Annotated in this window: 2 protein-coding genes; one reads left to right on the forward strand and one right to left on the reverse strand. The window is 47.3% G+C overall.

Going from position 1 to position 13,680, the window contains the following annotated elements; all coding sequences use genetic code 11:
- Positions 1-4: 4 nt before the first annotated feature.
- Positions 5-12,199 carry an SDR family NAD(P)-dependent oxidoreductase gene (locus MKY92_RS12880; protein WP_339301037.1) on the forward strand — a complete coding sequence of 4,065 codons (12,195 nt, stop codon included), beginning with the start codon at positions 5-7 and terminating at the stop codon, positions 12,197-12,199.
- 80 nt (positions 12,200-12,279) lie between these two features.
- Here MKY92_RS12880 and MKY92_RS12885 read toward each other — a convergent pair whose 3' ends face one another.
- Complete coding sequence (locus MKY92_RS12885) at positions 12,280-13,515, reverse strand: cytochrome P450 (protein WP_339301777.1); 1,236 nt, start codon at positions 13,513-13,515, stop codon at positions 12,280-12,282.
- Positions 13,516-13,680: the final 165 nt, after the last annotated feature.

Below are 13,680 nucleotides of genomic sequence, written 5' to 3' on the forward strand. Positions count from 1 at the left end.
TCGGATGAAAGACGACTTGTATCAAATATACAATGATATCAGAACACGTAAACTAAATCCGCAAGATGCTGCCAATCAACTAACCTCTTTAATGGCGCAAAATCAACACACCCAGACTTCCGGCGAGTCTCAGGAATCCGGGAACACGCTTCAGGCTGATACCGAGTTACATGAAAAGACACGCAGAATGTTGACTAAGGCTGTGGCTGATCAATTGAAGGTACGACCGGAGGAAATTGAAGCCGATGTGGAGCTCAGTGAGTATGGATTTGATTCCATTATGTTAACCGAACTGAGTAACTCCCTGAACAAGAACTACAGACTGAATCTGACCCCGGCCGTTTTTTTTGAACATTCAACTTTAGCGCAATTTACAGACTATGCTTTGGAAACCTATGTTGATCAATTTGCAGAACTGTGGACATCTCCTGCCTCGGCAGGAGATGTCCAGAAACCACATATTTCGTCTGAGTCCACAATGAAGAACAGATTTAAGTCATCCGAAAATTTTGAAATGGCTCACCAGTCTGAGAACGCTGAGAATGCTGGAACTTCCGTAAATGATGAAAGCTTTCATCAAGCTCAGAAAAGAAACTCTCCAACCTTGCAGCGAGCAGACAAGGCGATAACAACGTTTGAACCTGTTGCGATCGTAGGCATGACAGGAAGGTTTCCGATGGCAAAGGATACGGATGCGCTGTGGGAAAATTTAATCGAAGGAAGAGACTGTATCACCGAAATTCCATTGTCACGCTGGGATTGGAAGTCCATTTATGGAGACCCCCTAAAGGAATCGAATAAAACCAACATTAAATGGGGCGGATTTATAGATGGTGTGGATGAATTTGATCCTTCATTTTTTGGCATCTCCCCGCGGGAAGCGGAACTTATGGACCCACAGCAGCGTCTGCTGATGCTCTATGTATGGAAGACCATTGAGGATGCGGGCTATGCTGCTCAAAGCTTGTCTGGAAGTAACCTGGGTATATTCGTGGGTACCTCCGGAACGGGATACAGCAGTCTGATTTCCCGTTCCGGAATGGCTATTGAGGGGTATAGCTCAACCGGAATTGTTCCATCCGTAGGACCCAATCGAATGAGCTATTTTCTGAATGTACATGGTCCAAGTGAACCGATAGAGACGGCTTGTTCAAGCTCGCTAGTTGCTATCCATCGGGCAGTAACAGCGATGAGAAATGGGGATTGTGATGCAGCCATCGTTGGCGGTATTAATACCATCCTGACCCCGGAAGGGCATATCAGCTTTAACCGTGCAGGGATGCTGAGTGAAGACGGACGCTGCAAAACCTTTTCCGAACAGGCTAATGGGTATGTTCGCGGTGAAGGTGTCGGCATGCTGATGCTAAAGAGGGTGAAAGATGCAGAACAAGCGGGAGATCACATCTATGGGCTGATTCGGGGTACAAGCCAGAACCATGGTGGACGGGCCAACTCCTTAACGGCACCTAATCCGAAAGCACAGGCTGACCTATTGATCCAGGCCTATCGCAAAGCCGATATTGATCCAAGAACCGTCGGTTATATCGAAACCCATGGAACGGGGACACCTCTGGGTGACCCAATTGAAGTGAATGGGCTGAAGGCCGCTTTTAAAGAGCTGGCTCGTCAATCAGGAGATGAACCGCTTGGAACACCGCATTGCGGTTTGGGTTCTGTAAAGTCTCATATTGGACACCTTGAGATGGCTGCTGGTGTGGCGGGTGTCATGAAGGTATTGCTTCAGATGAAGCATCGTAAACTCGTGCCAGGCTTGCATCTGGATCATATTAACCCTTATGTCCAATTGGACAACAGCCCGTTTTATATTGTGCGCGAAACAAGAGAGTGGGCTGCCCCGAGAGATAGCGATGGCAGGGAAATGCCTAGACGTGCGGGAGTGAGCTCCTTTGGTTTTGGCGGCGTGAACGCACATATCATTTTGGAAGAGTATATTCCGAATCGGGAGAATCTTGAAAAAAATACAACAGCAATCCCCGGACAATACCCTGCGATCGTAGTGTTGTCTGCCAGAAACGAAGCACGATTGCGTGAACAAGTGAATCTACTGCTTCAGGCCTTGCGTGAAGGAAAGTATGCAGAGAACGATTTGGCTAATATGGCCTATACGTTACAGATCGGACGAGAGCCTATGGAGGAGCGATTGGCACTGATTGTGGGGACTATGGCTGAATTGGCGACTGGCCTGACTCATTACATGCATGAAGGAGCAGTCACAGGTCATGACGGGATTGAAATGTACAGAGGGCAAGCCAAACGCAAGGATACACTCCTCTCACTAACAGAAGATGAGGAAATGCAGGATCTGGTCCATAAATGGTACCTGCGTGGCAAGCTGAGCAAAGTAGCAGAGATCTGGACAAGAGGGTTCATTGTCCAATGGTCAGCTCTGTATGATGGGAAGAAACCAGCCAGAATCAGTCTGCCAACGTATCCGTTTGCCCAAGAGAAATATTGGGTTCCGATCCCGGATTCCCAAATGCCGCGGCCATTCGAAGATGAATATTCGAACTCGGCAGGGGTTCTGCATCCCCTTCTACACAGTAACATTTCTAATTTATACTCACAGCGCTATAGCTCCATTTTTACTGGAACCGAGTCATTTTTGCAAACTTCTGCTACATCGGGCAAACGGACTTTTCCCGATGTAGCCTGTATGGAAATGGCTCGTGTGGCGGCGCAGCATGCCATGGAGTCGTCAGATGGGGATGGGCAATCGGTGATGAAGCTCAGATTATCCGAAGTGAAGTGGGTGCAGCATGACACAAATATCCTGAACACGGAGTTTCCATTACAGATTCAAATTGAAATTTACCCTGAAGAAGATCATAAAGAACTTTTTTTCGAAATCAGCAGTGCTGGCGACAAAAAGGAACGGCAGTTATTAACGACGGGAAGAGTCTCCAGACCGGAAAGCTCTGCCTACGACCTAACAAGGTTTGACTTGCAAGCTGTACGTAAGCGGTGTGAGTTGGACTCCAACTCAGCTAATTCGGACGCGTATAATGCATGGTCTGGCGGACAGACGACGGGCCGTGTGAAACAAAGTTATAAGGGGAATGGAGAAGTACTGCTACACATCTCCAGTTCCGAAGAAACTACAAGATCTACCAACATGTTCATTGATCCAGAAATGCTAAAAGACGTCATTCAAGTTGGATTATGTGAACTCTGTGGGCAACAGGGTCAAGTGAACCTCGGGGGAGCCATTACCATAAAATCAGTCCATTCCTTGGAGGTTTTGCAGGATGGGCAACCTGTTTGGGTATGGATTCGCCTGGGCACGCCGCCACATCATGATTCGACTGGAGCGGTTAGATCCGATCTTAGACTGGACGTAGTCATAGCCAATGACGCTGGTCAGGTTCTGATCTGGATGGAACAAGTCACCGTGAGTATGCCCGAGGTAGAAGGCGTAATCCTTCTGGAGCCACACTGGGAAACGGCCCCGAACCGCACGTCTTCTTCCGTACCGGTTTCATACAGCGAACATCGGATTATCCTGTGTGGTGAGTTGACAAATTTCACGATGACCGAAATGTTGAAACAGGAAATGCCAGGGGTTTCCCTGATACAACTCGGTTCAGCAGGAACCCTTGTACAACGTTACGAAGCATATGTGCTTGCCCTGCTGGAGCAGTTCAAAGGTGGTGAGAGCCTTCGTCATGAAGGAAGCAAATTCATTCAGGTTGTCATACCTGACGATGCAGAACAATCCAGACTGTGGACAGGGCTGTCTGGCCTGCTCCGTACCGTTCAGCTTGAACACCCGCAGGTACGCTGCCAGCTTGTTGAAATGCAGCGTGATACGTCACTGGAACAATGGGTGGAGCGGCTTAAGTCCTGTGCAAATTTGCCGAATGAGGATCACTTGCGATATATGGAGAACCAACTGTACCGTGCATCATGGAAGGAACTGGTTCAGGACGTATCCACCGAGGCAGTGAGTTCCATCAGGGAGCGTTCTAATCGAGAAGGCCATGAGCATCTGCCCGCCCATCCGTGGCAAGATGGGGGCGTATACGTTATTACTGGAGGAGGCGGTGGTCTCGGACCCATTTTTGCACAGGAGATCGCATTCAAGGCGACCGGGACAACGATCATCTTGACGGGAAGGTCTCCAGCGTTGCCAACTGCCGTCAGGCAGAGGATACAGGAACTGCCCGCCAATTTTCAATACATGACCATGGATGTAGCGGATGAAGAAAATGTTCAGACAGTGCTGGCGATGGTCCGTCATACGTATGGGAAAGTAAACGGCATTCTGCATGGCGCAGGCATTACCCGGGACCGTCTGCTTGAAAATAAAACAGGTGCAGAGTGCAGAGAGGTGCTGGCATCCAAAGTTGCAGGGACGGTTTATCTGGATGAAGCAACACGGAGGGATGACCTGGATGTCATGATTTTATTTTCTTCCGGTACAGGTGTGACGGGTAACATTGGACAGGCAGACTATGCGGCTGCCAATGCTTTCATGGATCGTTATGCTGCTTATCGCAATACGCTTGTCCACAGAGGAGAGCGGACCGGACAAACGTTATCGGTGAACTGGCCTCTTTGGGAATCGGGAGGTATGCAGATCAATGAACAGCAATTACGCAATTTGAAAAAACAGACGGGCATGCATCCTCTGCGTGAAGAAGAAGGAACGGCAGCCCTGTATCAGGCGTTGGCAAGTGGAAGAAGTCAGGTACTGGTTGCGGCAGGTGAAGTGACTCGATTGAAACTGAAGTTTTTGTCTTCCCCCGATGCTCTTGACTCACGGAATGCGGGGCAGCCAGCAATCCCAGAGGAACAGACGGATACAGCCTGGCTTGAACATAAGGTCAGGGAAACGATGGCTTCTATGATTTCGTCACTTCTTAAGGTGCAGGTTACACACATTGATCCCGAGGTTGAACTTGGGGAGTATGGACTTGATTCCATCATGCTGACGGAACTGACCAACACACTTAACGAGAATTTCAACATGAGTCTTACCCCGGCACTGTTTTTTGAATATTCGACGCTGCAAGCCTTCTCGCAATATGTAACACGTACCTATCAACAACAATTTTTGACGAGATTCTCATCCAAGATGGTTCCCACACAAGCAAAGAGTGGGATTGAACGAGCTGAACCTCTTGTTTTCCGACAATTAACAAGTAAACATGCCTCGGACGTAGGAAGGGTGAAGCCAACAAACGTCATGGAGGATCAAGGCATTGCAATCGTAGGCATGAGTGGTATTTTCCCGATGGCTGCTGACCCGGATGAGCTGTGGGACAATCTTGCAGCCCAGCGGGATTGCATTACGGAAATTCCTCGGTCTCGGCGGGAAAAGTATGCTTATCAGAAGGATTCTTTTAACGAGACTGGGGAGCTCGACATGATCTGGGGAGGGTTTATTGAGGGTGTGGATCAATTTGATCCCGGATTCTTTGGTATTTCTCCCCGTGAGGCGGAACTTATGGACCCGCAGCAGCGGCTGCTAATGCTGTATGTGTGGAAAGCGATTGAAGACGCCGGATATGCTCCGCAAAGCCTTTCTGGCAGCAAGATGGGCATATTTGTGGGAACGGCTGGTACGGGATACAGCAATCTCATCGCGTCTTCAGGCATGGCTATGGATAGCTATACGTCAACGGGAATTGTACCTTCGGTTGGACCGAACCGGATGAGTTATTTTCTTAACGTCCATGGCCCGAGCGAGCCGATTGAAACCGCATGCTCCAGTTCGCTGGTTGCGATCCATCGCGCAGTCACGGCGATGAGGAACGGGGATTGCAATGCAGCCGTTGTAGGCGGTATTAATACCATTTTGACACCCGAAGGATATATAAGCTTAACTAAGGCAGGTATGTTGAGCAGTGATGGTCGGTGTAAAACGTTCTCAGCTCAGGCTGATGGATATGTTCGAAGTGAAGGGGTCGGCATGTTGATGATCAAACCTCTCAAGGATGCAGAGGAAGCAGGAGATCATATCTATGCCGTTATCCGTGGAACAAACGAAAACCATGGAGGTCGCGCCAATTCATTAACGGCACCCAACCCCAAAGCTCAGACAGAATTGTTATTTGAAGCGTACAAAAAAGCGGGAATTGATCCGAGAACGGTAGGTTATATTGAAACACACGGCACAGGAACTCCTTTGGGCGATCCGATCGAGGTTAATGCGCTTAAAGCGACGTTTAGGAATCTGTATGAACACACAGGGGATAGACAAATGGGTGAGGCGCATTGCGGACTAGGCTCGGTAAAAAGCAATATAGGACATTTGGAGATGGCTGCTGGTATTGCAGGTGTAATCAAAGTGCTACTGCAATTAAAACATCAAAAACTGGCTCCAAATCTTCATCTGGATGAAGTGAATCCTTACGTGGAACTGGAGGATAGTCCGTTCTACCTTGTTCGTGATCTGCAAGAATGGAAGCCGATTACAAACGCGGACGGAAAGGCGATGCCAAGACGAGCGGGGGTCAGTTCGTTTGGTTTTGGCGGTTCCAATGCTCACGTCATTCTTGAAGAGTATACGGGAAAATTGGATGAAAAAGAGGCGAATCACTCAGCGGCACCTGAATATCCGACAATGATTGTTCTGTCTGCACGGAATAAAGGTGAGCTTCAGGAGCAGGTTCGTTTGTTGCTGAAGAGATTGCAGTACGATTCATATATGGATACTGATCTCCGCGATCTGGCCTATACGTTACAAGTGGGACGTAATGCGATGGAGGAGCGGTTGGGTGTGCTGACTTCCGGCATCGCCGATCTGAAGGAAAAGTTGAGCGCAGCACTGGATGGAGGCATGGAACAACTACCAGAAGGTTTAATGTACCAAGCGGGTCTGCAAGGTGGCAAAGAAGCATTATTGTTTAACATGGACGAAGGCACAGAGGAAATCGTAAACCAATGGATGCAAAACGGTTCCTATGGAAAGGTGCTGGATCTGTGGACCAAGGGATATCCGGTTCGTTGGGAGCATTTATATAAAGATGATCAAGATAAACCTTCCAGGTTAAGCTTGCCCACGTATCCATTTGCTAAGGAAAAGTATTGGGTGCCGTATCAGTTCGCCCAAAAATTCGAATCGGGTTCCCCGGCCGAAAGACAACAATTTGGTTCTGAGAGTCAGCAAGTACCATCGGAAGAAGCAACGGAACTTTTTTCTTTCCAGGAAATTTGGGAAGAATCCGCTCACCTTGACTCAGATTCGGCCAAGCTGGACAGAGAAAATGTCAGGGGACTGATATGTCTGTTATCGGATAAAAACAAACAGTCCATCATTCGCGAAATGTTGGCTCGGCGCAGTCCGGGCACAAGGGTCTATTTTGTTGAAGAAGCAGGTCCGAAAGCTGGAGAAATGGATCGGGAGGCTTACGGTCAACAATTTCGCATGATCGCCAAGCAAGAGGATGATATTGATGCGGTTCTGTATCTGTGGCCGTTTGATGATGCCCAATATATACGTGAAACGAGTCCTATTGTGCATATGATCCAGGCGATGGCTAAGGAGAACATACAGCCCAAACGTATTATACTGGCTGGAGAACATGGCACTGCGCTGGATCAATGTTACCTCGACTCATGGATCGGCTTTGAACGTTCAATTAGTCTGAGTATGAAGAAGACGAAATTAACCGTATGCAGCTCGCAGGCACGACAGAACTCGGATATGTTGGCATTTGCGGACCTGTCGAACCTGCTGTGGGATGAACTTTTATCGGAATCGCCACAAAGTGTTCGTTTTGAGCATGGACGTCGTTTGGTAAGTCGTATGAAGCAAATTGATTTAACGGAACATGCTGATGAGTATACCCTTTATCCGAAGCCTGGACAGACTGTATTGATTACTGGTGGACTTGGCGGATTGGGTGTTATTTTCGCAAAAGTCTGGGCTTCAAAGGGAATCAATCTTGTTTTGATGGGGCGATCTCCGCTGGATGAAATGAACAGGCAATTGCTCAAGGACCTTGGAAAAAATGGCAATAAGGTCATATATGTTCAGGCAGATGTGAGTGAAGCGGCGGAAGTAACAACGGCTCTGGAATCCGCAAAAATGCAATGTGGCGATATCCACGGATGGGTCCATGCCGCCGGAATGGAAAGTCAGGGAACCTTGCTGTCCAAAAGCATAAAAGAGTTCGATCAAGTGTTACGTCCCAAGGTTAAAGGATTACTAGTGATGGAGGAAGCATTGCAAAACGAACCTCTGGCTTTTCGTTGTTATTTTTCATCCTCGTCGGCGCTGCTGGGGGACTTTGGTTCCTGTGACTACGCTGTGGCCAATCGTTTTCAGATGGCGTACGCCCAGATGCAGGATCAGAATATTCGTACAATCGTCATTTTATGGCCACTTTGGAGAGAAGGTGGAATGGGCTCCAGAACGTCAGAAGGTACGGACATGTATCTGAGAACAAGTGGATTGCGTTTTCTGGAAAAGGATGAGGGGATCGCTTTTTTTGATCAGGTGATCAGACAATCCGGTACACATCAGCTTGCTCTGGCGGGAAGGCCAAGCCGGATACATCGTTTTTTGGGCTTGGACATGCCGGTTTCCAAGCAGTCTTCCCCTGGATTGCGCATAAAAGCGACAAAGCAGGATCAGGCCCAAATAAGGAATTCACATTCACCATTAGGGAAGACTTTACAGGAATGTGTAGGGCAAGAACTGAGAGACTGGGCTGCCCAACTGTTGAAAATGGAAGTAACCAAGTTGGACCCAGACCGGAATCTGGCGGATTATGGTTTTGATTCGATCAGTCTGGCAGAATTCGCTGAGCTTATGAGCCAGCAATTCCGGCTTGAATTGTCACCGACCGTCTTTTTTGCACATGCCACCTTGAACAAACTTTCGCAGCATCTGATCACGTCCTTTTCCGAAGAAATGGAAGCAAGGTACAGCATGATGTCAACCGCATATCCAACACAAATACAGGATCACTCCCATACAGACAGAAACACCAATCCATCTGTAATGGAGGAGCTTGATGGATCTATGGATCATCCTGTCCCTGAACCTACTGAACTTCACAGGGAAGAACCCATAGCCATCATCGGCATGAGCGGAAGGTTTCCGCAGGCAGGCAACATCGAGGATTTGTGGACAAATGTTGAATCAGGTTCTTCATGTATATCGAGATTGCCCCGCAGTCGTTGGACCGCAAAAGGCGGGAAGGATATAACCAATGAGGATGCTGATATTCCTGCATGGGGAGGTTATTTGGCGGATATCGATCGTTTTGATCCGATGTTTTTCCAGATTTCACCGAACGAAGCAGCGATGATGGACCCCAGACAACGTCTGTTTCTGGAAGAGGCGTGGCATGCTCTGGAGGATGCCGGTTATATGGGGGATCGTATTCGTGGCCAGAATTGTGGGGTATACGTTGGGGTTGAAGAAGGTGAATATGGTTATTTGACAGCAGAGAAAGGATCGATTAACGGTAATCAAAATGCCACACTTGCGGCCCGTATTGCATATGTTCTGGATCTGAAAGGGCCCAATATGGCGATCACCGCCGCATGTTCTTCAGGGCTGGTAGCTCTTCATCAGGCGTGTCAGGCGTTAAGGAGCGGAGAGTGCGACACAGCCTTGGCCGGGGCTGTGAGTCTGATACTGTCTCCCATGCTGCACACAGCTCTCCATCGGGCAGGCATGTTATCCCCCGATGGCCAGTGCCGCGTATTTGACGAACATGCTAACGGAATGGTGCCTGGTGAGGCTGTGACCGCGTTGATGCTCAAACCTTTGCAACAGGCCATTCGGGACGGAGACCATATTTATGGCACGATTAGAGGCAGTGGTGTTAATTACAGCGGACGAACCAATGGATTGACTTCGCCTGATCCTGAGTCACAGGCAGAGTTGATGAAAATGGTGCACAAACGGTATCGGATTGATCCACGCAGCGTGCAGTTCATCATGTCGCAAAGTGTGGGATCACCGATAGGAGATGCAATTGAGATGCAGGCATTATCCAACGTATATGGTTCTTACAACGATCAGGACATATCCGTGGCGATTGGCTCCGTCAAACCTTTAATCGGACATACTTTTGCGGCATCCGGTTTGGTTAGCCTCATAACGATGTTGATGGCCATGAGGCATAGAACAATTCCGGCTTTGCATTCCTATGAAGAGCCTAATCGGCATATCAACATGAGCATGGGCAGCAACCTCAATATCAATAAAGAAAACAGACCGTGGAGAACGTCGTTGAATGTATCAAGAATGGGAGCGATTAGCACCACAGGCATCAGCGGGACAAATGCACATGTGGTTATCGAAGAGTACGTTGCCGCTGAAACAGAGCAAAATGATGCAGTGAGCGAAGATTCGGTGGCCCAAGTTGTCATTCTATCGGCGTTGAACAAGGAACGCTTGCAGGCCGCTGCGCAGCAACTCCTGAATACAGTCATATTAAATAACGAGATGAGCCTGAGGGATGTTGCGTACACGCTACAAGTGGGCAGAGAAGCGATGCCGGATCGCTTGGCTCTAATTGTGAGTGATAAAAAAGAGCTCATTACCGGGCTGAAGAAGTTTTTGAAAGCGGAAAAGCCAAATAAAAACTGGGTTGATTCTTGTCCGATGTTTACCGGAAGGGCAGAAGAAGATTCGGCAGTGAAGGAGCTGTTGTCAGGAAGGGCTGGCGAAAAAATATTGAGAGCTTTCATGGCTGATGGCAGCCTTGATAAAATTGCACTGTATTGGTCCAAAGGAGGCAACGTTTCATGGGAAGGTCTGCATGAAGGAAAGCCTGCTCAAATCATTTCATTGCCTGGGTATCCATTTGAAAAGAGAAGATGCTGGGTTGACCTTACTCATGCTAAATCTGTAGTCGTTTCCAGCCTGGAGGAAGGAGCTCCTGATTCCAGTATAGATGTAGCCGGGAATACATCACTGGAACACAGGATCACAGCCATCATCCTGAATCTGCTTGGCTTGGAAAGCGGTGAGATTCAGGAATCAACACCTCTTGTGCAATATGGAATGGACTCCATCGTGTTTATTCAGTTGATTCAACGATTGCAAACCGAGCTGAATCCTGAAATCAATGCAGCAGATTTGCAACATTGTTTGACTTTGGCAGACATCATAGCAAGTCTGACAGACAGAATAAATCAGACCCCTATGCTTCAGGGCAAGCCAACAAGTTATAGCGTCATCGGACCGGAGGAGAAGACAAATGGCTCTTTGAATTCGATTGTTAAGTCGTGGTCACAATTCCCCGAACTTGTTCGGCTGAATCATGCTTCTGAAGGTCGACCCATCTTCTGGTTTCACGCCGCAATGGGTGGGGTGGAAGGTTATCAGGTTATTGCATCCCGGTGTACGCGGCCCTTCTACGGGATCCAGGCAAGAGGCTGGATGACTGACCGCTCTCCGTTATATGGGATCGAAGGCATGGCAATGTATTATGTGCATGTCATAAAAACCGTTCAGCCGGAAGGGCCGTATGATCTTGGCGGTTATTCTCTTGGCGGCCTGATTGCATATGAGGTGTGCAGGTTACTTCAGAATCAGGGTGACCAGGTAAACAGCGTGGTGATGCTCGATTCCATCCAACTCTCTGATGAAGACGAAATGACTTCGTCGGACAAAGGTTATATTTTACAATCCGTGAATATGTCGCTAATGTCTTCGATTCTTCATCAACCGGAGAAAATTGCAGACACGTTAATTCACCGCGATGAAATCAATATGGAACTAAGTAATGAGGATTTTCTTAAACACTTAACAGAAATTGCGAAATCCAGAGGGCTTTTCAAAAATGAGAAGCATCTACAGCAGCTCATTGAGCAATGTGTCAAGGTTCAGCAGGCATATCAGGCAGATCAGTACCAAGTTCAATCGCTTGCAGATCGAGATGCTGTGGCATGTTATTATTTCCGCAATCAAAGGGGACATTTCTTGGGTGAACTTGAGCCTTACTTTGTCACGGAGGAAGATTGCATCGAACTGAACAACTCAACCTATTGGAGCATATGGGCGGAGAACATTCCGAATTTTAATTTGTTTGACATCGATGTATCCAACCATATGTTACTGTTGTCCAATCCCGCAAGCTCTGATCGAATAGGTGCTTTCTGCAAGCAGTTGTATTCAAGTGAAGGGGTTACGGAAAAAGACATTCAATCCTTCAAAAAAAGTACCAAGGCAAGAATCCCACGCAAGAGTTCCAAAAACCAGATTAAATAAGATCATCAAAAAAAGCGTTGCTCATGAATGAGCGACGCTTTTTTTTGATGATCTTACGATCTTACGATCTTACATAATGGTCATCTATTGTTCAAGCGGACAAGCAGTCGTTGAAGACCACGAAAGCCTACATTGGGAAGCCATTCGGGCTCATCCTGAATCCATTCCATATGGGGATACCTTGCGATTAAGCGGCTCATGGCAATCTCTGTTTCCATCATCGCCAACTGGGCACCGATGCAAGAATGAATTCCTACACCAAAGGCCAGATTTCGCGCTTCATTGCGTTCAATATCAAATAGATGAGGATCGGTAAATTTTCGCGGATCATGATTGGCTGAACCGAAGCAGAACATGATCAATTCTCCCTTTTTAATCTGCTGATCCAGAATTTCCATGTCTTCAAGGGCGGTTCTTACGGTAATCTGTGCAGGGCTTTCATAGCGAAGGACTTCCTGAATGGTGCTTTTAATCAGACCTGGAGAGTCTTTCAATTTTTGAAGTTGTTCCGGATGTTTCATCAGTGTAAACATGCCATTCCCAATCAGATTACGTGTGGTCTCATGTCCTGCGAAGAGCAGCATGGCACATTGCGCATGAATTTCTTCAATTGTCAGGTGCACACCATCATCATCAGTTGCTTCTATAAGATAAGTAATAAAATCTTCCTGAGGATGTATTCTTCGTTCTTCAATCACATCTGTCAAATAGGCAGTCAACAGAACCAAAAGATTTTGTGCACGCGTGACATCCTCATATGTAACCGTCATGGAACCGAACAAGTGAACGAGACTATCTGCACATTCGGCCACACGTTCATACTGTTCCTCAGGCAGACCCAGCAGTTTCATAATGACTTTGGTGGGAAGCGGGTAAGCATAATCCCGAATCAAATCCACCTCTTCTTTTCCTTCCATTTCATCAAGAGAGTCGTCGATCAGATCCATAATGTAGGGAGCCAGATTTTTGACCGACACGGAGAAGGCCTGGGTTAACATTTTGCGATATCTGATGTGAGAAGTGCCATCCTGAAGGGACATCCACATTGAAAACAGACGAATAAACTCCAGAATTCCATAGAGCTGTTGCTCCGAAAACTGGACTGCCCAATATTGTTGTGCCGTGTTATGGGAAATGCGTGGGTCTGCAATGTACTTGTTTACGGTTTCATATCCACCGATGTACCAAAGTCCTCCATACAGATTCACTTTGTGAATTTCGCCTTGCTGAATCAGCTGTCGATACACGTCATACGGATTACCGAAGAAGTTCTCATTATAGAATGTGGTTGGATCATTTACATCAATGACAGGCATTGACAAGTGGTTTCCTCCTTTTATCACGCGCTTTTTTGAAAAATAAAGGAAATTATACAAAAATAGAGTAGCATGTATACTAGAATCTGTCGAGTTATGCTCAGAATATTCGCCAAATTTTACTTTCATTTTACTTAATAAAGCAAATAAGTAAATAGATTGACA

Origin of the sequence: Paenibacillus sp. FSL R5-0623 (genome assembly GCF_037974265.1) — a bacterium.
Taxonomy (GTDB): domain Bacteria; phylum Bacillota; class Bacilli; order Paenibacillales; family Paenibacillaceae; genus Paenibacillus.